Source organism: Desulfovibrio sp. (genome assembly GCF_019422935.1).
Classification (GTDB): domain Bacteria; phylum Desulfobacterota; class Desulfovibrionia; order Desulfovibrionales; family Desulfovibrionaceae; genus Desulfovibrio.
Map to the genome: position 1 here is coordinate 87,951 of NZ_JAHZCJ010000009.1, position 23,116 is coordinate 111,066.

Below are 23,116 nucleotides of genomic sequence, written 5' to 3' on the forward strand. Positions count from 1 at the left end.
TTTGCCGACCCGAAAGCGAGGGCATTTCGAGAATAAGAGTAAACCGCAAGGGCGACAGCCCGCGTCACAGGGCCGCCGGGGCAGAGGGCGGCCCGAAATGTGCGAGCCGGTGTCGGCTTTGCCGACCCGAAAGCGAGGGCATTTCGAGAATAAGAGTAAACCGCAAGGGCGATAGCCCGCGTCACAGGGCCGCCGGGGTCTGCCCGTATCGCAAGGGGGGAATATTGTGCTTTGTAAAGAAAGAGAATAACATTACAGTGTTTGAGTATCTGTGTTTTCAGCAACAGCGCGGCTTGCCGCGCGCAAACGTGGTGCCGGTTCCATCGGCACAGCGCCGCTCCTCATGAAACAATATCCCCTCTGGGTCAGGGCGCTTCTGGCTTGCGGGCTTTCCCCGCAAAAAACCCTGCTTTGTCTTGCTGACCTTTTCACCATCCTCGGCACGGCCCTGGTGGTTTTTCTTGTGCGCGCCGCTTTTGGCGACGTGGATTCTTCACAGTATCGCGGGGCATTGCCCCTGCTGCTCATGGGGCCGGTGATGGCCGCCGGGCTTGGCCTTTATCAAAGCATAAGCCTTCCTCCGCACCGCGAACTCAAAGCCTTGTTCCAGCTCACAAGCCTCATGTACGGCATCATTCTGGCCGTGCTTTTCCTTTCAAAAGCAGGTGACACCTACTCCCGGATTGTCATTGCGGGCAGTTGGCTGGCTACAGTCTTTACCCTGCCGCTCATGCGCAGCTATTGCCGCCGCCTGTTTATGCGCCGCCGCTGGTGGGGCAGACCGCTGATAATTTTTGACAGCGGCAACGCCGGGCGTGACTTCTGGCGGTACCTCAAGCGCCGCCCCGAGCGCGGGCTGCGCCCGGTTGCCATATATTCTTTGCCCACCAACGAGGAGGCCGTGCGCAAGCTCTTTGCGGAAACGGCGCAGGCAAAGCCAAAGGCCATGGCCATGATTCTGCAAAAGGCGGATCAGGGGCAGAGCCTTGACTATGTTACCGAAGCCAGCCGTTATTTTGAGCGTATTCTTGTGGTGCCTTCGTTCAACGATGGTTTCCGCGCGCACTGGCTGACGCCGCGCGACCTTGGCACTGCCGTGGGCTTGCAGGTGAGGCAGAACCTGCGCGACAAGCGCCGCCTGCGGGTCAAAAGGTTTATGGATGTGCTGTTCTGCGCCCTTGGCGGCGTGGTGCTGCTGCCACTTGGCTTGTTGCTGGCTCTGGCGATTCGGCTGGACAGCAAAGGCCCCGTATTTTATCGCCAGCGGCGTATTGGCAACGGGGGCCGCGAAATACGGATTTTCAAGTTTCGCACCATGGTGGACAAAGCCGATATGGTGCTCAGGGAAGTGCTTGAGCACGATCCAGAATTGCGGGCGGAGTGGGAGAAAGACCACAAACTCAAGCATGATCCGCGCATAACCCGCGTGGGCCGCATTTTGCGCAAGGTCAGCCTTGATGAGCTGCCGCAACTGCTCAATGTGGTTATCGGCGATATGAGCCTTGTGGGGCCGCGCCCCATTGTGCAGAACGAAATTCAGAAGTACGGCCCGGTGTATGAGGAATACTGCATGGTGCGGCCCGGCATTACCGGGCTGTGGCAGATATCTGGCCGCAACAATACCACCTATGCCGAGCGCGTGGCCTTTGACCACTATTATATCAACAACTGGTCTGTCTGGATGGATCTGTGGATCCTGGCCAAAACGATTCCTGTGGTCATAACCGGGTATGGAGCATACTGATGGGAGAACGCGGCAACAGGCTTAACCGTTTACTTGATCGTTATGCGGGCATACCCCTGGCTGCATGCAGCGCCGTTGCGCGCCTGGGCAAAAAATCTGTGCCCGATGCCGCGCCGCAGCGTGTGGGTTTTATCTGTCTGGGGGCCATTGGCGATCTGCTGCTGCTTTCAGCGCTGATCTCAGCGCTGCGCGAACGGCTGCCCAACGTGCATGTTGCCCTGCTTGTGTCCCGCGCCAATGCCGCCACCGTCAGCCTGATCCCTGGTATTAACCAGTGTGCATCCTTTGCGGTGACGGATGTTTCCGCCATGATAGCATGGCTGCGGGCGCAACGCCTGGATGTGCTCATTGACAGCACGCAGTGGGCGCGGCTTGGGGCCGTATTGAGCAATCTTTCCAACGCCCGAATCACCGTGGGCTTTGATACGGAAGGGCAGCACCGCGCCTTTGGCTATGGCGCCAAGGTGCCCCACCGCAATGACAGGCATGAGGTGGAAAATTTCATGGAGCTGGGCCGCGCTCTGTACCCGGATCTTCAGGGTGCGCCGCGCCTGCTTTTGCCGCAGTCGCCTCCGGATGATCTACCCGCTGAACTTTGCGGCAGGCTGGAACCCTCAGGCGAAATAGGCGATGCCGTGCCGCAGAGGGTTTATCTGCACATGTGGCCTTCAGGCGCCAATGCCTGGCTCAAGGAGTGGCCCGCCGACAGTTGGGATGTTCTGGCCAGACTGCTGGGGAGCAAGGGTTTTGAGGTCTACCTGACCGGTGCGCCAGCCGATGCCCCGCGCAATGACGCTTTTTTGCGGGCGCATCCCCAATGCCCTGCGATTTCGCTTGCGGGCAGAACATCACTCGCAGGCCTTGCCTGGCTGTTCAGCCGCGCCACGGCTGTAGTCTCCGTAAACACGGGCACCATGCATCTGGCAGCACTTGCTGGCGCACCCACAGTGGGGCTGCACGGGCCGACCAATCCTTTGCGCTGGGGGCCGGTGGGGCGTCATGTGCGCGCACTTTTGCCGCACAAGGGGCCTTACGCCTACCTCAACCTGGGCTTTGAATATCCACGGCCTCACACCACCTGTCTTGATTCTTTGCCAGTGGAAGATGTGGTGGATGCCCTGCACAGCCTTTCGCTCTTTTAGGCAAATAGCAGTAAAAAATTCCGTCGTGCGGTCTGCTTGTGGGCAGATGGACTCGCGCCGGAGGGCAGAAATATGAAAGGGGAAGGGATTGATAATCCCTTCCCCTTGAACATTGCGGCCAGCTTTTGTGGGGCTAGCTCTTGGGCCTGTCGCCGATGGCGGCGGTAATCTGCGCTTCTGCGGCAAGCTTGCCGTCCACAAAGGCGCGGGCTTCCATTTTGCAGAGCTTGAGCTTCATGCGCAGGTTGCTGCATTCAAGGTCAAGCCTGTCGCCGGGAACCACCTGGCGGCGAAATTTTACGCCGTCAAGGCCGGTGAAGAGAAAGAGCTTGTCGTCCAGGCTGTCCATGCCAGAAACGGCCAGCAGACCGCCAGTCTGGGCCAGAGCTTCCAGAATGAGCACGCCGGGCATGATGGGGGCGCCGGGAAAATGCCCCTGAAAGAAAGGCTCGTTGAACGTAACATTTTTATAGGCCCGGATGTGCGAGCCTGCTACGCACTCCACAACCCTGTCCACCAGCAAAAAGGGGTAGCGGTGCGGCAGCAGGCGCAAAATGCGCTGTATGTCCATGCCCGTATTCTGGGGGGCGGTATCCTGCATGGGGCCTCCTGATGAGTTGTTCTTAGCCGCCCGTTGGCGGCATGAAAAAAAGGCCTCTCGCCCCATCTGGGTTGAGAGGCCTGAGAATTAACGGCCGAGGGCTTTATTTTTTGCCGCTCTTGTCGTTGGCTTTTTCTTTGTAGATCTTGTTCACTTCGGCCAGCACGTCCTGGGTCAGATCCATGGACTGGTCGGCGTACAGCACGCCACCGGCGGTGACGTCCACCACAAAGTTAAAGCCCTTGGCGCGGGCGACTTCATAGGTGGCGCTGAAAACCAGAGTAACCATATCCTGGCGAAGCTTCACTTCTTCCTGTTCAACCTTACGCAGGAAGTTGCGGGTCTTCTGATCCAGGTCCTGCTTGGAACGGATGAAGTCCAGCTTCTTTTCTTCGCTGGCCTTGGGGTTTTTCAGAGCATCGGCCTTTTTCTTCAGCGCTTCGCCCTGCTTTTCAAGTTCGTTACGTTCCGTGCCGAACTTGCTTTCCATTGTTGTTTTGGCGGCCTGGGCAGGGACGCTCTGCGTCGCCACGGTCTGCATGTCAACAACACCGATCTTGGCTGCGGGAACGGCGCCGCCGTCTGCAGCATAGACTTGCCCGGCAAGCAACAAGCCAACCGCAACAGCCGTCATCAAAACCTTGCGCATGAAAGTTCTCCTTCCCCAATGCTGATTTGTTATGTCGTCCTTGCGGAACTGGGATGACCCGCGCGCCGTAAGAGAAGATGCCACTGCTGTTTGCAACTGTTCAATACACTTGGCAAAACAGCTATAATTATCAGACGCGCCCAAAGGAACAGTCATTTGCTATGATACAGGCCGGGGACACGTAGTTGAAATTACTCGCCTCACATAGCACCAGCGCCTTCTTGCGTCAAGGAATTCTGGACAGTCCTGCGCTTAAGTAGTTTGTCCTTGTATGAAAGAATGCCTTCGGCTAGGCCTTCGGCCAGGGTCATGCGATATTTGGGCGTAAGAAGCCTTGCTGCTTCTTCCCTGTTGGTGCAGTAACCAATTTCCACAAGTACAGCGGGCATTTGCGCGCCAAGCAGAACAATAAATGGCGCAGATTTGATGCCATTATCCTTTGTATCATACTGCCGGCGCTTCAAACGGAACTGTGAAAGCCGCTGAATATCTTGCGCCAGATGGCGTGATTCGTCCACCCTTGCATTGAGCATGACATCGGCAAGCATTTTCTGCATGTCGCCGAGCCGATGGTCGCCGTCGGCATTTTCAAGCGTGGCAAGCCGCGCCGCCTCAGGATTACTGGCAATATCAAGGTAGTACGTTTCAAAGCCCTGCACCGAAGGATCGTCATTGGCGTTGACGTGGATGGAAACAAAGAGATCAGCCCCGGCGGCGTTGGCCATGGTGGTGCGTTCACGCAGCGAGATATGTTTGTCGGCAGTGCGGCTGTAAACAACCTCCAGACCATTGGCTTCTAGCAGTCGGCCCAGGGTCAGGGCCACATCAAGGGATATGGCGCGCTCCAGCACCCCGTTGTGATTGGTGCCGGGATCCCGCCCGCCGTGTCCGGCATCAATAAACACCGTGCGTACCGTCAGGCCGAGCTGGCGGGCCATATCGCGCACCAGGCGCGGCGAGGGCGGGTTTGCGGGCGGGGTACCGCTGGCATCGGCCACAGTTGCCGCGCTTTCCGTTGCAGGCTGCACTTCCGCAAATCCGGCTTTTGCGTTGCTGACAGGCGGCAACTGCGTGCTGCCGCCTGCTACACGCAGGATAATGCGGCAGGGGTTGGTTTCTGTGCGGGCATCAAAGCGTCGTGCATCCTGAAAATTGAACTGCAGCACGGTTTCGCCGCCCTTGCTGTCGCTGACGCTCATACCTTTGAAAAGGCTGCCCCGGATGTTCACACCCTTGCGAATATCCTTTTCCACAGAGGCATTTTCCAGAGCGACATGCAGGGATGCCTGCTCAGCCCTGTTTTTGCCTTTTGCGTTGCTTGTGTTCAACTTCGCCGTGTAACGGGCAGGGGCGCTCAGCTCAAGAACAATCTCCACGCTGTTTTTGCTCAGCGAATTCCATGAAAGAGACTGAACCACCGGGCGGGTAACCTGCGGCGCATTGCCAGCCTTGCTGGCAGTTGCTGCTGATGCGCCTGTGAGGCGGTTGCGCAGGGTTTGCGCCTCCGCCACCATATCGCCGCCGGAATAGAGGGCCATGATGGCGTCGAGCAGTTCCAGAGCTTCCGAGGTCTGGTTCAGGCGGTCGGCCTCAATGGATGCAGCGCGGAGCAGCGAGTCGTCAGCCAGAGCGCTTTTGGGAAATTCCTGCGCAAGCTTGAGATAGAGGTCGCGCGCCTGGCGGTATTCATCTGCAATGTGCGAGCAGTCTGAAAGGGCCTCCTGACTTGCGGCAGCGCGGAACAGCGCGCCGGGAGAAATGGCCCAGTCTTTACGGCTGGTATAGATGCGCAAAAATTCGGTGGTCAGTTCTTCCCAAGGCTGACGCCAGCACGAGCGAACCTTGTCGGCGCGCAAGGCATCCATTTTCGCCTTGGCTTCGCGATAACGGGGCAAAAGCTCCGCTTGCGGCAAGGGCTGCAAAGCCGAAGCCTTGGCAAGCTGAGTAGCTGCCGCATCAGCGTTGCCCGTAGCGGGGGTGCCAGCTGCGTTGGCCGAAGGGGCAGCAGAACCCTTTGGAGCAGCTTCGTCCTTGGGTTCCTTGCCATCGGTGCTGGAAACCTGACGCGCCTCTGGGGCAGTGCGCCCGTTGGCAGCGGCCTGAAGCGTCTTTTCCAGAGCCTGGGCCTCCTGAATCATATCACCCTTGGGATACTGGGCCTTGATGCGCTCAAGCAGGGCCAGTGCGCCCTTGTCGTCTTTAAGCCATGCGGCGCGCAGTTTGGCCGCCCGAAAAAGGGCGTCATCGGCAAGCCGGCTGTCGGCATGGCGCTGGGCGACAGCTTCATAACACTCGATGGCTTTGCGGGCGTCAGCTTTGGCGAACGAGCGGCGGGCCAGCTCCTCCAGGCTTTCCGCAGCGCGGAACAGGGCCGCAGGGCGGTTGGGCCAGCCAGGATCAGCATCATAGATGGCGCGGAACTCAGCTGCCAGATTTTCCCACGGTTCACGCTGACCCGAACGCTTTTCGTCCTGCCGCAGGGTTTCAATATTTGCTTTGGCAAGATCGTAGCGCTTGCCAGTTGGCGGCAAGGAAGTATAGCCGGAGTCGTAAAAGCAGACGACCATCAGGCACAGGGCAACCAGAAAGGCCAGAGGCGGAACAAGTCTGCGCATCTGGTTGTTGCCAGTTGGTTCGGAAGCCTTGGGCTGGGCTTTTTTTCCGGCCACGGTTTTTCCTTTTGCCATGATGGTGTCGGTAATTTGACTCTTAAAGTTTTGCCTGCGTTATTGTTAGCATATTGTATGCCAGCGGCGCAAAGAAGGCAAAATTCACTTTTTGCTGGCTGAGAAGTGTTGGCGTGGATTCGGTAAAAAAACAGCGCGCCGGATACACAGAAAACTGTGCCTCCGGCGCGCCGAATCTTTGCCGCAACAGCGGCAGAAGTGAGGGCTAGAAGAACTGGCCCATGCTGAATTCTATGCGACCGGATTCACGTTCCTTGTCATAGTCCTGAACCAGCGGGATGCCGTAGGCGATACGCAGATCGCCCATGGGTGAACGCCAGCGCAGTTCAAGGCCCGTGGAGCAGACGATGTACTTGTTGAGGTCGTTGCCCATGGTCTTGCTGTCGATGTTGTAACCAGTATCGAAAAAGGGAACCAGAGCAAGGCCCAGCTCCTTCTGGAAGGTCCAGATGTATTCAAAGTTGGCAACACCCATGCGGTCGCCGCCGATCTGGTCGCCGTTGTACTTGTAGTCGCGGGGCGAAAGGTCGGAGAAGGAGTAACCGCGAATGGTATCCATGCCGCCAACCCAGAAGCGTTCAAACACCGGGACGTTGGAATTGGTATTCTGGTACACGCCGCCCAACCGGCCACGGACGTGGATGGTGTTCTGCGGGTTGAAGGACCAGAAGCCCTGCCAGTCGGCCACAGTCTTGATAAAGTTGTCTGTGCCGCCGAGGCCGCCGCCGCCGTATTCAGCCCACAGGCGGGCAATGGTACCCTTGGTGGGACGTTCCTTGGAATCCGTAGTGTCGCGCAGGATGCGGCCAGAAATGGCGCTTGTCCAGTTGGTGCCCTTGTAGTCGCGAATGTACGGAGAGGCGTTGTCGTCCACATCGTAAAGGACGTAGCGTTCCAGCCGATAACCGCCGCCTACGCTGGTGTATTCACCAATGGGGTACGAGAGGCGAATGGTGTCGCCGATGGTGTCCTTGGTAAAGTTGTCCCAGTAATCGTGCGTGTAGTACAGGTCGTTGCCGACGGAGAGATCGGTATCGTACAGGCGGGGGTTGGTGAAGGACAGTACGCCCGACGTCCGGCGCCAGGAGAAGAAGCCCTGCAACTGCAACCAGTAGCCGCGGCCAAAGAGGTTGCGCTCCATGATGGAGGCTGTGACGCCCACGCTGTAGTAGCTGGAGTAGCCCACGCCGCCCATGATGGCGCCGGTATTGCTTTCCTTGACCTTGACCTTGAGGTCAACTTCGTCTTCGTTTTCCGTGGGAATCAGTTCCATATCCACGGCAGAGAAGAAGTGCAGACGGTTCAGGCGCTCGTTGGAGCGACGCAGCTTGGCGCCTTCGTACATGTCGCCGTCACCCAGGCGCATTTCGCGCAGAATGACGTTGTCGCGGGTTTTGGTATTGCCCTCGACAGACAGACGGCGGATGAAGACCTTCTGTTTTTTGTTGATCACATAGCCCACGTCCACCTGGTCGCTGCCGTCATCGGCCTTGACGACCTTGGTGTCCACTTCGGCGAAAGCATAGCCGTAATCGGAATAGTAGTCGGTCAGGCGCTTGGAGTCTTCCTGCATGACCGTGAGGGAGAAGTACTTGTCGGACTTTTTCCAGTCGTCCATCTGCACGACTTCAAGCATCTTGTCTTCGCTGTCGATAACATCGCCCGCAAAGACCACGTCGCGCACGGTGTAGCGGGGGCCTTCGTGCACGTTGAATGTGATGTAGATGCCGTCATCGCGGTACTCAACGGTGGGTGCAGCCACCTGAATGTCCACGTAACCTTCGTTAAGGCCAAAGGCGGCAATGGCGTTGGTGTCGCGCTCCAGGTATTCGTCCTTGAGCACGCCGGTACCCGTCAGCCACGAGAAAATGCCGCGCGTCTTCAGGGCCATGTATTTATCAAGATCGCCGCGATTGAGCTTGTTAAGACCTTCAATCTTGACGTCCCTGATATAAAGCTTGTTGCCTTCGGTAACGCTGATCACCAGCACCGCGCCGCGGCCACCCTGACGGTCTTCAAGACGGTAGGTGACCTTGGCAAGGTAAAAGCCTTCCTTGTGGTACAGTTCGCTGATTTTCTGGAGGTCGTCCGAAAGCACCTGTTCGTTCAGAACACTGCCGCTCTTGGTGCCCATGGCCGCAAGCACGTCGTCCTTGCTGACCTTGTCCGAACCGTCAACAACGATGTTGTCGATGCGTGGCTTTTCAACCACGGTGAACACAAGCACGTTGCCTTCAAGCGTGGCCTGCACATCGCTGAAGTAGCCCATATCCCATATGCGCTTCACTTCTTCGTTGATGGCCGTGGCGTCCGGGCTGTCGCCCTTGCGGATGGTGAGGCGCATGAGCACGGTATCGGGGTCAAGCACCTTCATGCCGCGTACCTGCACATCGGCAATACCGCCGTGGGCAGAGGTGGGGGCGTTCATGGGAACAAGGGTCGCCGGGGCATCGCTCTTTTTGGGCGCGGCCTCGGCGGCGGTGGCGGGATTGGCAATTTCTGCCGCGCGTTTGGCCAGCACAGCGGCGCATTCGTTCAGCGAGGTCAGCGAGTTGCGCTCAAAACCGGCGGGGACGGCTTCGCCCTCATAGACAGGCACAATGCGCGTGTCCATGGAAAAACCCTGGCCAAGCTGATTGAACTTGCCGTAAATGACCATGCGCGCTCCGGCCTTGCGGCCAAGTTCGCGCGCGGTGGCAAGGTCAATGGATTCACCGCTGTTGCGCTGTAAAACGCGGGCGGTTTCCATGGGAACAGTGCGCATGCCGTTCTGCTTGAGCTGATCGGCAATCGCCTGCGGCACATCCTGCGAGGCGTTGGGCATTTCCGGCCCGGCGTTTACCTGAAAGGGCAGAACAAGCACAAGGGCCCCTTCTGCCGCTACGGCTCCACCTGGAAGCGCCAGGGTGGCGCAGGCCAGCACGGCAAGGCACAGGGCTTTGCACAGTACATTATTCAAAAGTCTTTTCATACAAGGTCCCCGCTTTCAGTTCCAGGGTTCTGCCCATGCCTGCGGCCAGCTCTCGGTTGTGCGTTACAACAACGAGGGTCATGCCCAATTCACGGTTGAGTTCGTTCATGAGAGCGCCCACCTGCGCTCCCGTAACTTCGTCCAGATTGCCGGTGGGCTCGTCAGCCAACAGAACGCGCGGTCGCATAAAAACCGCGCGTGCAATGGCCACCCGCTGGCGTTCGCCGCCCGAGAGAGTGGCGATCTTGCTTTCCATACGCGCCGATAGCCCCACGCGGTCAAGCATTTCACGCGCACGGCTCATTACGGCGCTTTGTTTAGCACCGCCAATAATTGCCGGCATTGCCACATTTTCAAGGGCTGAAAATTCCGGCAGTAGATGATGAAATTGAAAAACGAAGCCCAGAATCTTGTTGCGAAAGGCAGCCTTCTGGTCAGCGCTCATGAGCGCCATGTTGCGCCCTTCAAAACATATCTCGCCCGTACTTGGAGTATCAAGTGCACCCATAAGATGCAAGAGGGTACTCTTCCCGGAACCGGACTGTCCCACTATGGCGAGCATCTCGCCTTCTTCCACAACCAGGTTAATATCCTTGATAATCTCGGTCTCTTCACCGGGTGTGGCAAATTTTTTGCCCACATTTGAAAAAGTATAGAGTGCTGACATGGCTATTCGTAGCGCAGGGCTTCTGCCGGTTGCAGGCGTGATGCCTGCCGTGCCGGGTAAAGGGTGGCCAGAAAACACAGCAGCATGGCGCTTGCGCCAATGATGAGCACATCGGAAAGGGTGATGATGATGGGCAGGTGATCGAGGGTATAAACGTTTTCAGGCAGTTTGATGAACTGATAGCGCTTGAGCAGCCAGCCGAGTGAAAGGCCAAACGCATAGCCAAGCAATGTGCCGATAACCCCGATAATTGTGCCCTGAAACATGAAAATACGCCGTATCATGCTGCTTGTGGCGCCCATGGACATCATAATGGCGATGTCCCGCGTTTTTTCCATAACCAGCATGACCAGTGTTGTTACAATAGAGAAAGAACCGATGAGCACCACCATGGCCAGCAGAATGAACATGCCGATTTTTTCCAGCTTGAGCGCTGCAAAAAGATTGGCGTTCATTTCCATCCACGAGCGCACGTAGAAGGGTGAGCCAAGCTCGGTTGAAACTTCGGCTGCGGTCTTGTCCGCCTTATAAACGTCGGCCACGGTCAGTTCCACGCCCGAAAGATAATTTTCCGGCAGGCCCAGCACATCGCGCGCGGCGTTGAGCGTAACAAAACCCAGCGAGGAGTCGTATTCAAACATGCCAGTCTTGAAAATGCCTACCACTTCAAAGGGGCGCACACGCGGGGCGTAGCCCGAGGTGGTTTTTTGCCCTGAGGGCGAAAGCAGATTCACGCGGCTGCCCATGCCAAGCCCAAGACGCTTGGCCAGCTCCTCGCCAATAATAAGCCCTGGTGCGCCTTCGCGTTCAAGATCGGCGGCAGAACCCACGCGCATCTGGCGCAGCATGGAAAGCACCGCAGGGGCCGACTTCGGGTCAATGCCCCGCAAGACCACGCCTTTGACGCCGCCGCCAGCGGAAAGCATGACTTCCGTGTAAATAAAGGGGGTTGCCCCGGTCACACCCTTGACGGAACGCACCCGATCCAGAAGGTCGGTGCGGTTCTCAAAGGCCGAGGGGATGTAGGACATGACAATGGCGTGGGCATTGGCCCCGAGGATTTTGTCGCGCATGTCGGTGGTGAGGCCGTTGTACACGCCAAGCACCACCACCAGCGCACCAACGCCGATAGCCACGCCCAGAATGGACATGATCGATATGATGTAGATGAATGTCTGCTTTCGCCTCGAAAAGAGGTAGCGCAGGGCAACGAATAGTTCAAATGACATTTGCGGCATATTGTCCCACCTTGCCCGGATATTCAAGAGTTATTTTAGACCTGGGACATTGCGTTGCCGCAAGGCAAGCACGCCGGTGATTGCTGCTGGCAGGCAGGGCGCGATTGTTTGTATCTGGAGTACAACTTCCCGCAGTGGTGCACTGTCAAGGGCCGGTACCCGGCGCAGCCCCTCGGAGGAGAGAAGGTGCCAGACTGGCGCGTATGCGGCGTTGCAGCTGGAACACAGATGGTCCCGTTGTACCATTCTGCCTGTTGCCAGTTCTTTTCAGTCTGGTGTTGATTTTGAAAATATCCCCATTAGCAGGATAACTACCAGGCAAAAGCCCCCGGCTGGCAAACCAGACCGGGGGCCTCTTTTTATCTTGTCCTCAGGGGCAAGGCTAATCATCCACAAGTTTTATTGTTCCGGTTTTTAGCCCCGTTTCATAGCCTCAATAAGTTCGCTCAGCCTGCGCGCCTGCTGGGCAAGGTCGGCCACGGCCTTTGTGGCCTGCCCCATTGCCTGCGAAGTCTGGCCGGACATGGCGTTGACCTGCACGATGGACTGGTTGATTTCTTCGCTGGCAGCGGATTGCTCCTCGCTTGCGGTGGCAATTGCGCTTACCTGATCGGCAGTGGCTTCCACATTGCTCACGATATCCCGCAGGGCGGCGCCCGACTGGTTGGCAAATTCGGTGGCCGTATTTACTTCCGCCAGGGCCTTGTCCATTGCGGCCACACTCTGCGAAGCGCTCTGCTGGATGGCAGATATAGCATTGCCCACGTCGTTGGTGGAGGACATGGTTTTTTCCGCCAGTTTGCGCACTTCATCGGCCACCACCGCAAACCCGCGCCCGGCGTCGCCAGCGCGTGCGGCCTCAATGGCGGCATTGAGCGCCAACAGGTTGGTCTGGTCGGCGATATCCGAGATCACGTTCATGATCTGGGTAATGGCCTGGGCATGCTGGTTCAGCTTGGTCATGTCGTCCTTGAGCGCCAGCGAAACCTTTTGCACCTGACCGATGCTCTGCAAGGCGCTTTCCACAATATGTGCGCCGCTTTCAGCATTGGTGCGCGTTTCGGCAGACACTGCCGAGGCCGAGGATGCGTTGCGGGCCACTTCCTGTACTGTCACGTTCATCTGATTCATGGCAGTTGCGGCCTCGCTGAGGCGCTGGGCCGACTGCGCGGCTATTTGGTCCGACTGCTCAATCTGCCCGGAAAGCTGGCTTGAGGCAGTGGAAATGATGGCGACCACTTCTTCCAGTTGCCCCGCAGCAGCGAGCATGCCTTCCCGCTTGGCATTTTCTGCCCTTTGGGCGGCTTCTTCCGCGCGTGCGGTGGCAAGCCTGGCTTCTTCTGTTGCCTGCTGGGCGTCTCTGGCTTTTTGCTCGCTTTCTTGCAGCAGATTCTTGATGTTGCCGACCATGTGTTCCATACCCGATGCCAGCGTGCTGAATTCATCACGGCGTTTTTCTGCGGCAAAGAGCATGGCTTTTTCTGCGGGGGTTGTTTCAAGGCGACCCTCGGCAACGGATTCCGCAATGCCGGAAATTCCCCTAAGCAGTCGTGCGATGGCGCGCGCCGCAAAGAAGATGATCAGCCCGACCACAAGGGCGCTTGCAAAAGTCAGCATCATGGAGTTGCCCAGCATTATCCGCATGGGTGTGTAGATTTCGTCTCTGTCCACTTCCAGGCAAAGAACCCAGCCGACTTCCGGCATGGCCCGATAAAAGACAGACTTGTTGCTGCCGTCTTCACCAGTAAATCTCACCAGGCCCTCAGGGTTTTTCAGCATCTCCGCAACATGGGGTTTTTTGCTGTCATCCCGCCCAAATGCCTTGGGGTCGCGGTTCAGCATCATCATGCCCTTGGTGTCATAGGCATAGATGCCGCCCTTGGTGCCGAAATCTATCTGGCTTGTGGTGGTACGGGCAAGATTTTCGTTATCAACGCCTGCCCATACGAGGCCTTCGGGCTTGCCATCACGCATGATGGGCGTGCCTATGATGGTTGCAACCTTACCTGTGGTTTTGCTGATCACGCCAGTGATGGTCTTCTGGCCTTGCATGGCACGCTGGTAGTATGAGCGGTCAGTAAAACTTACCCCCACGGATTTGCTGGGGTGTTTTTCGCCTGCCAGGTGATGGGCAATGGCAATGCCGTCCCTTCCGGCAACACCGCAAAATTCAAAGTTGGAATTGAGCGTCACAAAGGTATTGAGTGCGGCATCCGCATCGTTGAACAGTGTGCGCGTCATGACTTCAGGCATTTTATCATTGACGGCATCAAGATATAAAATAACCCGATTATCGGCGGCAACCATGGCGAGCGACTCTTCCATCACTTTCAGCATGGCGTGCAGGCCGATGCTTTGGCAGCGCAACAGCGCCCGTGCATCGTTGATGATCTGTTCGCGCAAGTTGCTTTCAGAAATTTTATAGCTCACACCAGCAACCAGCAGTAGTCCTGCAATTGCCGGAATAAGAATGGACAGGAGCATCTTGCTCAGCAGCCCCATTTTCATAAGAACCTCCTTGCCCAAGCCAATGCGATAAATGTATACGCCATGCGCGAAAACATGCCCTATGAGCTTGGATTACATTTTTATGAGTATAACTATCGACCATCGGCGACAATAGTATATGCCTTTGATTCAAAAATGTTTTTTGACAGGCTATTTTTTATAGCAGACTGAATTTGTATCCGGATAAATCTGCGGGATAACAGAAAAGCGCCGCCAATAAGGCGGCGCTTGAGAGAGCGGGGGTATCAATACTTTAAAAAACGGTCAGATAAAGTGCCAGTCAGCCGTTTTACACTTCCGGGCGCAGCAAGGGGAAGAGAATAACTTCGCGGATTGAGGCGCAGTCGGTGAGCAGCATCACGAGGCGGTCAATGCCCACGCCCTGGCCCGCAGCCGGGGGCATGCCGTATTCCAGGGCGCGCAGGTAGTCCTGATCCATGCTATGGGCTTCGTCATCTCCCGCTTCGCGTTCACGCACCTGATCTTCAAAGCGCAGGCGCTGATCCACAGGATCATTGAGTTCGGAAAATGCGTTGGAAAGCTCGCGTCCGGTGATGAACAGCTCAAAGCGGTCCGTCAGTTCCGGATGCTCGTCATTGCGGCGTGAAAGCGGCGAGATTTCCGTGGGGTAATGATAGATGAAGTGGGGCTGGATGAGCTTCCCTTCCACATCAAGATCAAAAAGTTTGGCATGCAGCTTTTGCAGACTTTCACTGTCGGCTGCCTTTTCACCGCGTGAACGGATGTAGGCCTTGACCTTGCCGTAATCGTTGTAGAATTCCGGCGAATGCCCGCCGACCTGGGTGAGCGAATCGTAGAAGCTGAGGCGTATCCACTTGCCGGGCGTGAGGTCGATCATTTCGCCCTGATAGGGCACCACGGTGGTGCCGCAGGCAGTCATGGCAAGATGGGCAAAAAGCTGTTCCGTAAAGTCCATGAGGTCTTCAAACGTGGCATAGGCCCAGTAGAATTCGCACATGGTGAATTCCGGGTTGTGGCGCGTGTCTATGCCTTCGTTGCGGAAGTTGCGGTTCAGCTCAAAGACTTTTTCAAATCCGCCCACCAGCAGCCGCTTGAGGTAGAGTTCTGGCGCAATGCGCAAAAACAGGGGCAGATCAAGGGCATTGTGGTGCGTTTTGAAAGGCTTGGCCGCAGCGCCGCCAGCCAGCGGCTGCATCATGGGAGTTTCCACTTCCATAAAGCCGTGGTCTTCCATAAAGCGGCGGAACTCGCGCACAATCAGGCTGCGCTTGAAGAAAATTTCGCGCGCGCGCGGCGTGACGATAAGGTCAACGTAGCGCTGGCGGTAGCGCGTTTCCATGTCGGTGAGGCCGTGATACTTTTCCGGCAGGGGACGCATGGAGCGCGTGATGAGCTTGATCTTGCGGCAGGCAATGGTAAGTTCGCCCGTCTTGGTGCGGAACAGGTGGCCGGAAACGCCCACGATGTCGCCCACGTCGAGCTTCTTGACCACTGTGTAGTTCTCTTCATCCATGTGTTCGCGCGAGGCGTAACACTGGATGCGGCCACTCTGGTCCATAATATGGAAGAATGCCACCTTGCCGAACGAGCGCAGGGAAACTATGCGGCCCGCAATGGCAAACACGTCTTCCTGACTGTCCAGGGATTCGCCTTCAAGAGCGCCGAATTTGTCCAGCACCCAGGCAACGTCGTGTTCCTTGCGGAAGTCGTTGGGGAAAAGCGGTACGCCCGCATCCAAAAGGTCGCACGATTTGACAACTCTGTTTTTGACAACTTCGTTGAGGCCTTCGCGCGCGGCGAAACTTTCCAGCATGGGCATAAAATATCCCGCATGCTGCGACTTGGTACCCAGCTTGATAGCCGGCTTGCTGTTCTTCTTTTCCCGAGTATCCACGTAACGACTCCTGAGTGGCCCATACCTGAAAGGAGCGTTACGGTATGCCATTCACGCTTGGGCGTCAAGATTGTGAGGAATGTGTCTGCAACTTACTGTAAAATAATGCTTTGTTGGATACTTCTGCTGTTGATGCGACTCTGGCGCAGCAGGAAACATCAATGCAGGCAGCGGCTTATATCCGCGCCAGTCGGGGATTTGCGCCCCCTTGAAGTTTTGACCTGTTTACGTATATAAAGCCCTTTTACACGATACAACCGCCGTCAGGATCAAGCTGGCGGCTTTTTCAAGGAAAGCGTCATGCAAAAATTTACAGCCTCCTTTCTGGGGCGCGACTGCCCCGGCGTGGTGGCCACTGTCAGCCGCATTCTCGAAGACAGCGGCTGCAACATCGAAGAAGTGACCCAGACCATCCTCTCCGGCGAGTTTGCTGCTATCTTTGTTGTTGCAGCGCCGGAAGAAAACGCGGAAACCCTGCGCGCCAAGCTGAGCGCCGGGCTGGAATCCGCCAAGGTTGATCTTTCCGTCCTCGTGCGGCCCGCCATCAAGGGGCAGTGGGGCACAGACCTGCACTGCGAACCCTTTGTGGTCACTGCAGACGGGCCGGACAAGCCAGGTCTTATCGCCGCCATGAGCCGCGTGTTTGCCCAGCACGGCGTGAACATTGAGAGCCTCAAGGCCATTCTGGGCGAAGGCGGCAACAACCATGCGCTTTTTGTGTTTGAGGTCATGGTGCCTGACAGTGTTGACATGGGCCGCCTGCGCCGCGAGCTTGACTGCGAAGGGCAAAAGCGCGACCTGCGCGTCAGCGCCCAGCACAGGGATATTTTTGAGGCTGTGCATCGGGTGAATTCTTTTTAGGCCTCACGTTGCCGAGGCGCATGCACCACCGGTCTGCGCCTGAAACAGGGCACGACCCGGTTTCAGAAACGATGCACATTCCCCTGAGCGCCCGGTTTTGCGCGTCAGGGCAAAACCGCCTTCCGGGTGGGGCCGCCATATGGCAGGCCGACAGCCCGAACATACAGGAAGACCTCCATGCTTTCAGAACGCGAAGTTATAAGCACCCTGAACATGCTCCGCAACGAGCATCTTGACGTGCGCACAGTCACCCTTGGCGTGAGCCTGTTTGACTGCGTCAGTCATGACCTTGACCTTTTTACCGCCAACGTTAAGGCCAAGCTGCGCCGCTACGCCTCGCAGCTCGTGAGCGTGTGCAACGAAGTGGGCGACAAATACGGCATCCCCGTGGTGAACAAACGCATCAGCGTGAGCCCCATTGCCGTGGTGGGCGCGCCCTTTGGCCCTGACGGCATGGTGCGCGTGTGCAAGGCCCTTGACGAGGCGGCCAAGGAAGCTGGCGTTGATTTTTTGGGCGGTTTTTCTGCCCTGGTGGAAAAGGGCTTTGCCAAGGGCGACCGCGCCCTGATTGAGGCGCTGCCCCAGGCACTGGCCGAAACCGACCGCATCTGCTCATCCATCAACGTGGCTTCGTCGCGCAGTGGCATCAATATGGATGCTGTGGCCCTCATGGGTCAACAGATCCTCAAGGTGGCCGAAGCCACCGCCGAACGCGGCGGCATCGGCTGCGCCAAGCTGGTGGTTTTTGCCAACATTCCTCAGGATGTTCCCTTCATGGCTGGCGCTTACCTTGGCGTGGGCGAGCCTGACGTTGTCATCAACGTGGGTGTTTCCGGCCCCGGCGTGGTCAAAAAAGCCCTGGATCGCGCCCGCGAAGCCGGGCACAACGGCAAGGGCGGCCGTCTTACCCTGCTGGACATGGCCGAAGTCATCAAGCGCACGGCCTACAAGGTGACGCGCGTGGGCGAAATGATCGGTACCGAAGTGGCCACCCGTCTGGGCCTGCCCTTTGGCGTGGCCGACCTTTCCCTGGCTCCCACGCCTGCGGTGGGCGACTCAGTGGGCGAAATTTTCCAGAGCATGGGCCTTTCGAGCATTGGCGCGCCCGGCACCACTGCCGTGCTGGCCATGCTCAACGATGCGGTGAAAAAGGGCGGCGCGTTCGCCTCTTCGTCCGTGGGCGGTCTGTCCGGCGCGTTTATCCCCGTGTCGGAAGATTCCAGCATCGAGGCTGCGGCCACCTCCGGCCTGCTCAGCCTTGAAAAGCTGGAAGCCATGACCAGTGTGTGCTCTGTGGGGCTGGACATGATCGCCATCCCCGGCGACACGGCCGCATCGACCATTTCCGGCATCATTGCTGATGAAATGGCCATTGGCGTCATCAACACCAAGACCACGGCTGTGCGCCTTATTCCCGTGCCCGGCAAGGGCGTTGGCGAAGAAGTGTCTTTTGGCGGCCTGCTCGGCAAGGCGGCCATTATTCCCGTGCCCAAGGGCGACGCCACAGACTTTATCGGCCTTGGCGGTCGCATTCCTGCGCCTATTCACAGCCTCAAAAACTAGGCTGGTTAAGCTTTATCTGCTTTACAAGCTGATATAATCTCTTCACGGCGCGGCATCCTTGTGATTCCGCGCCGTTTTTTATGGTCGCCTGCCGCCACAGTTTCTTCAGAAATTTTTGCATTTGCGCCAGGAGGCGGGCATACTGTACTATCAGACACCGCAACCTTTGCGCAGGACTAAAATAATGCCCCAGTATTTTATCTACGGCCAAAAAGAAATCGACTTTCTCTCCCGCAAAGACAAACGTCTGGCCGTTGCCATTGAATGCATAGGCCCCATACAGCGCGAGGTACGCCCCGACCTGTTTGACGCGCTCATGCACTCCATCGTCGGGCAGCAGATCGCCACCAAGGCGCAGCAGACCGTGTGGGCGCGGCTTGTGCTTGCCCTTGGCAAAGTGACGCCTGAAACCATTGACGGCGCAGAGACTGCCACGTTGCAGGGAGTGGGGCTTTCCTTCCGCAAGGTTGCGTATATGAAGGCAGCCGCGCGCAAGGTACTGCTGGGAGAGCTGGATGTGGAGGCCCTGAGGCTTATGGACGATGCCAGCCTCTGCGCCACCCTGTGTGCGCTGGACGGGGTTGGCGTGTGGACAGCGGAAATGCTCATGCTGTTTTCACTCCAGCGGCCTGATGTTCTCAGTTTTGGCGACCTAGCCATCCTGCGGGGCTTGCGCATGCTCTATCGGCACCGGGAAGTCAGCCGCGACCGCTTTGAAATCTATCGCCGGCGCTACAGTCCTTATGGTTCGGCGGCAAGCCTGTATCTGTGGGCCATAGCGGGCGGGGCTTTGCCTGATCTTTCCGATCCGGTGGCTTCAAGGCGCTGATAAGGCTGATCCCATTATCCAGCCAGTAGGCCCCCACCCCAATTCAGTGTTGCTCTGCCGTGCTGCGCTTATCGCAAGTAGTTGCTGTTATCTAGTATTAGATATTCACGCCTTCCTCGTCCTAATGAGATTGATAGCTACCAGTGCGAAATGGCAGCGTAAAAATCCCTATCACGCTCGTAGAGATTTCTTGTGAAAATAAGTATAATTGATATATTGAAAGTCACGTTTTGTCCGATAAGTACAGTGGAAAAGACCTGTCTTACAGGATTTCAGGGGTAGTTTAATTTTTCACATGGTAATTAGCCTTTCGGTCATTCAGTGCGTAGACGCAACGCAAAAGGGGTAGTGATGAAACTCGGATTACTTGCGAAAATGGGAATTTCCATCCTCACTCCGGCAATAGTGGGGCTGATGCTTGTGGCAGGGGTTTGCTACAAAATGTCAGAAGAAATCCTGCGAGAGCAGATTGCCACAGATATGAATGCCCTGCTTGAGTGCCAGAGCATAGGGCTTGACGCGGTGTTTTCCGGGATAGAACAGGGCCTGCAAACCATGACCGAGAACCAGCGCATCAAGGATCAGGTGGAAGCCTACTCCCGCAACAAATCGGATGCTTTTGAGGGGTCCCTGTTTACGCGGGCAGACCAGGCTCTTGATTCTTTTGTGACCAATAACGATATGGTTTCTTCCGCCGCAATCATTGCCATGGACGGCACCGTGCTTGGGTACCGCGTTGATAAGCAGCAGGGGAAGAACAAGTTCGTCGGCGCCAATTTTTCTGACAGGGAATACTTTGTAAAGAGCAAGAATGGCCAGACCAGTGTCAGTGGCATGGTAGATGCCACCACTGGCGAGGTTTACACCGTGCTTGCCATGCCGCTCAAACTGGACGGCAAAAACATGGCCGTGCTGGCAGCGGCAATCGATAATAAAATTCTGGGCAAAAATACCACTGATAAAATCAAGATCGGCCAGAAGGGCATGGTCTATGCCTACGACCTTCAGGGGCGTATGGTTCTGAACCCGGATGGAGCTGTTCTTGGGCGCAATGACAGCAAGGTGCCCCATGTGGCGGCCCTGTTGCAGCAGAAGGAAGGGCGTACCCGCTTTGACAATGGCAAGGATGAAAAGGGGTTGTACTATAAGCCGCTGCCGCACGAAGGCTGGATTTTGTGCGTGGAATTTGACCGTGGAGAAATCTTCAAACCCATCAGCGACCTGCTGACCAACGCCAGCCTGCTTACTCTGGCCTGTGCGCTGATAGTCGGAACCATGATCTTTTTCTCGGCCCGGGGCATTGTGCGTATGCTGGGCGGTATTTCAGGCGTGGCCGAAGCCGTTGCCGGTGGTCGTCTTGAAACCAACGACAAAGAACGCGCTCTTTTTGATGCCGCTGAAAAGCGCGGTGACGAATTCAGCACGCTTGCGGCGGGCATGCGGCGCATGGTGCAAAGCATCAGGCACCTTTTGAACGAAAGTGAACATAAAACCCAGGCCGCGCAGCACGCTACGGAAGAGGCGGAAAAAGCCACAGCCAGAGCCGAAGAAGCTGCGCGTCAGGCCGAGAGCGCCAAGCGCGAGGGCATGCTGACGGCAGCAGGGCAACTGGAAGAAGTGGTGAGCGTTATTTCCGCCGCTTCCACAGAACTTTCCGCACAGATCGAGCAGTCGGACAGGAGCGCCGTGGAATCCGCACAGCGTCTGGCCGAGGCCGCCACTGCCATGAATGAAATGAACGCCACCGTGCAGGAAGTTGCCCGTAATGCTTCCGCGGCTTCGGCTGTGTCTGCGGAAACGCGGGCCAATGCCGAAAGCGGTGCGAATATTGTGGAAAACGCCTTGCAGAGCATAGGGCAGGTGCACAAGGTTTCGCTGGCGCTCAAGGGCGACATGACCACGTTGAACCAGCATGCCCAGGCAATCACCCAGATTATGAACGTGATCTCGGACATCGCCGACCAGACCAACCTGCTGGCGCTCAATGCCGCCATTGAGGCCGCCCGCGCGGGCGAAGCCGGGCGCGGTTTTGCAGTAGTGGCCGATGAAGTGCGCAAACTTGCGGAAAAAACCATGGCTTCCACCAATGACGTGGGCAATGCCATTTCTGCCATCCAGGGCAGCGCAGGGCAGAGTGTTGCCGCCATGGACAAGGCGCTGGCAGAGGTGGAAAAGGCCACCGAGCTTGCAAAGCAGTCCGGCGAAGCCTTGCAGGGGATTGTGACCAAGGTCGAGGAATCGGCAGATCAGGTGAGCGCCATTGCCACGGCCAGCGAACAGCAGTCCGCAACCAGCGACGAGATCAACCAGTCCATTGTCAGTGTCAACGAAATGTCCAGCCAGACGGCGCAGGCCATGGGCGAAGCTTCCCGGGCCGTGAGCGAGCTTGCCCGCCAGGCCGAGCGCATGAGTGAACTTATCAGCGAGATGAAGCGCGGCTAGCTCTGCATAGAGTCAATGGCAAACAGCCCCGGAATGCGATACTCTGGGGCTGTTTGCGTTGAACTGTAGAGCAGTTGTTTTACTAGTGCATGCTCGGAGCCAGAAAATACTGCCATACAAGGGTCAGCAGCAAGAGGCTGAGCGAAATGGTCAAAAAACGGCGCACAGCCGCAGGCCCCACGCGAATAGCCAAGCGGCTTCCCATCCAGTTGCCGAGGCAGCAGGCCGCGGCCATTGGCAGGGCCAGGCTCCACACCACCACGCCGTTGACGATGAAAACCACGGCTCCGGCAAAGTTTGAGGCAAGGTTGAGTACCTTGGAGGTGGCGGAGGCTTCCATCAGTCCCATGCGCAGAATCCAGTGGAAGGCCAGAATAAGAAAGCTCCCTGTGCCGGGACCGAAAAATCCATCATAGCCGCCAATGAGAAGGCATACAAAGGCTACGGGAATCCAGAAGCGGGGCCCGGAGTGCGGCAGGGGCGTCTGCTTGTGTTCTTTCTTGGGCAGCAGGGTTGCGCACATGCCTATGGGCAGCAAGGCCACCAGCACCTTGCCAAGAACAGCCGCGTCCAGCAGCAGGGCAAGCCGTGACCCGGCCCACGAGCCAACCAGCGAGAAAATAATGCCCGCCAGCGCCACACGCCACAAAACCAGATTGCTGCGGGCAAAATTGCCAAGCGCAACAGTGGTGCCAAGGCAGGCGCTGACCTTGTTGACACCCAGGGACTGATGCGGCGGTACGCCGGAAAGCAGCAGAGCGGGCATGGTAATAAGCCCGCCTCCGCCAGCGATGGAATCAATAAATCCGCCGCCAAAGGCCGCAGCTATGCCAACGGCGTATGTAACCAGACTGAAATCCAACACGTTGCCTACCATTCCTTGAAGATAATCCATGCTGCCAGCACAATGAGCGCAAAACCCACAAGGTGGTTCCAGCGCAACGGCTCGTGCAGCCAAAATGCGGAAAATCCCATGAAAACAGTCAGGGAGATGACTTCCTGAATGGTTTTCAGTTCTGCCGCCGAAAAATATCCGTAGCCGATCCTGTTGGCGGGCACTTGCAAAACATATTCAAAAAAAGCGATGGCCCAGCTCGTGACGATAACCAGCGGCAGGGCTGTGCTTCTGTAGCGCAGGTGCCCGTACCAGGCAAAGGTCATGAAAAGATTGGAGCAAAACAGCAGGCCCACGGTGCTGACGGGAATTGGTATCTGCATGGAAAATCCATCGGGCGGTCGCAAGAGCAATTGCCTGGCAGGCCGGAAGAAGTTGAACAGAGCGTCAAATCTCATATCTGCTGCAACATGGCGCGTCAACAGCCTGCAACAGGCCTCCGG

16 protein-coding genes are annotated in these 23,116 nt (G+C 57.1%); 6 read left to right on the forward strand and 10 right to left on the reverse strand.

The annotated features are described in order from the left end of the window. The first annotated feature begins 343 nt into the window (after positions 1 to 343). Together wbaP and QZ383_RS11860 are read left to right on the forward strand one after the other, a co-directional pair. On the forward strand, positions 344 to 1,744 hold the full coding sequence (gene wbaP, locus QZ383_RS11855) for an undecaprenyl-phosphate galactose phosphotransferase WbaP (protein ID WP_291445686.1): 1,401 nt from the start codon (positions 344 to 346) through the stop codon (positions 1,742 to 1,744). Further along, positions 1,744 to 2,886, forward strand: coding sequence for a glycosyltransferase family 9 protein (locus tag QZ383_RS11860; protein ID WP_291445688.1), 1,143 nt, complete (start codon positions 1,744 to 1,746; stop codon positions 2,884 to 2,886). Before wbaP ends, QZ383_RS11860 begins: the two co-directional genes overlap by 1 nt. A 133-nt stretch (positions 2,887 to 3,019) precedes the next feature. On the opposite strand, the gene fabZ is transcribed toward QZ383_RS11860, so the two are convergent. The 8 genes from fabZ to lysS all read right to left on the reverse strand — a co-directional run bounded on the left by fabZ (position 3,020) and on the right by lysS (position 16,002). Beyond that, complete coding sequence (fabZ, locus tag QZ383_RS11865; protein WP_022657991.1) at positions 3,020 to 3,487, reverse strand: 3-hydroxyacyl-ACP dehydratase FabZ; 468 nt, start codon at positions 3,485 to 3,487, stop codon at positions 3,020 to 3,022. 103 nt (positions 3,488 to 3,590) lie between these two features. Next, entirely contained in the window at positions 3,591 to 4,136 is a 546-nt protein-coding gene (locus QZ383_RS11870) for an OmpH family outer membrane protein (protein WP_192112461.1), read from the reverse strand. 200 nt (positions 4,137 to 4,336) lie between these two features. Next, complete coding sequence (locus QZ383_RS11875) at positions 4,337 to 6,805, reverse strand: N-acetylmuramoyl-L-alanine amidase (RefSeq protein ID WP_291445690.1); 2,469 nt, start codon at positions 6,803 to 6,805, stop codon at positions 4,337 to 4,339. 223 nt (positions 6,806 to 7,028) lie between these two features. Beyond that, positions 7,029 to 9,794 carry an outer membrane protein assembly factor BamA gene (gene bamA / locus QZ383_RS11880; protein ID WP_291445692.1) on the reverse strand — a complete coding sequence of 922 codons (2,766 nt, stop codon included), beginning with the start codon at positions 9,792 to 9,794 and terminating at the stop codon, positions 7,029 to 7,031. Beyond that, positions 9,775 to 10,461, reverse strand: a complete 687-nt coding sequence (locus tag QZ383_RS11885; RefSeq protein WP_291445694.1) for an ABC transporter ATP-binding protein — start codon at positions 10,459 to 10,461, stop codon at positions 9,775 to 9,777. Before QZ383_RS11885 ends, bamA begins: the two co-directional genes overlap by 20 nt. Positions 10,462 to 10,463: 2 nt before the next feature. Further along, complete coding sequence (locus tag QZ383_RS11890; protein ID WP_240823929.1) at positions 10,464 to 11,690, reverse strand: lipoprotein-releasing ABC transporter permease subunit; 1,227 nt, start codon at positions 11,688 to 11,690, stop codon at positions 10,464 to 10,466. A gap of 423 nt (positions 11,691 to 12,113) precedes the next feature. Further along, on the reverse strand, positions 12,114 to 14,207 hold the full coding sequence (locus QZ383_RS11895; protein WP_291445696.1) for a methyl-accepting chemotaxis protein: 2,094 nt from the start codon (positions 14,205 to 14,207) through the stop codon (positions 12,114 to 12,116). Between the two features lie 289 nt (positions 14,208 to 14,496). Then, on the reverse strand, positions 14,497 to 16,002 hold the full coding sequence (gene lysS, locus QZ383_RS11900) for a lysine--tRNA ligase (protein WP_291445783.1): 1,506 nt from the start codon (positions 16,000 to 16,002) through the stop codon (positions 14,497 to 14,499). Positions 16,003 to 16,383: 381 nt separating this feature from the next. Here lysS and QZ383_RS11905 point away from each other — a divergent pair, with 381 nt between their 5' ends. The 4 genes from QZ383_RS11905 to QZ383_RS11920 all read left to right on the forward strand — a co-directional run bounded on the left by QZ383_RS11905 (position 16,384) and on the right by QZ383_RS11920 (position 21,778). Continuing rightward, positions 16,384 to 16,944, forward strand: coding sequence for an ACT domain-containing protein (locus QZ383_RS11905; RefSeq protein ID WP_192112465.1), 561 nt, complete (start codon positions 16,384 to 16,386; stop codon positions 16,942 to 16,944). Between the two features lie 177 nt (positions 16,945 to 17,121). Further along, positions 17,122 to 18,507 (forward strand): PFL family protein, encoded by a 1,386-nt coding sequence (locus QZ383_RS11910; protein WP_192112466.1) that lies wholly within the window; start codon positions 17,122 to 17,124, stop codon positions 18,505 to 18,507. Positions 18,508 to 18,691: 184 nt separating this feature from the next. Then, positions 18,692 to 19,336 (forward strand): DNA-3-methyladenine glycosylase 2 family protein, encoded by a 645-nt coding sequence (locus tag QZ383_RS11915; RefSeq protein ID WP_291445699.1) that lies wholly within the window; start codon positions 18,692 to 18,694, stop codon positions 19,334 to 19,336. 351 nt (positions 19,337 to 19,687) lie between these two features. Further along, positions 19,688 to 21,778, forward strand: coding sequence for a methyl-accepting chemotaxis protein (locus tag QZ383_RS11920; RefSeq protein ID WP_291445700.1), 2,091 nt, complete (start codon positions 19,688 to 19,690; stop codon positions 21,776 to 21,778). Positions 21,779 to 21,860: 82 nt separating this feature from the next. Here QZ383_RS11920 and QZ383_RS11925 read toward each other — a convergent pair whose 3' ends face one another. Beyond that, the gene (locus QZ383_RS11925) at positions 21,861 to 22,673 is read right to left on the reverse strand and encodes a TSUP family transporter (RefSeq protein WP_291445702.1); all 813 of its coding nucleotides are present in this window, start codon (positions 22,671 to 22,673) and stop codon (positions 21,861 to 21,863) included. After that, entirely contained in the window at positions 22,649 to 22,996 is a 348-nt protein-coding gene (locus QZ383_RS11930; protein ID WP_291445703.1) for a DMT family protein, read from the reverse strand. The genes QZ383_RS11925 and QZ383_RS11930 overlap by 25 nt, the downstream gene beginning before the upstream one ends. Between the last annotated feature and the right edge of the window lie 120 nt (positions 22,997 to 23,116).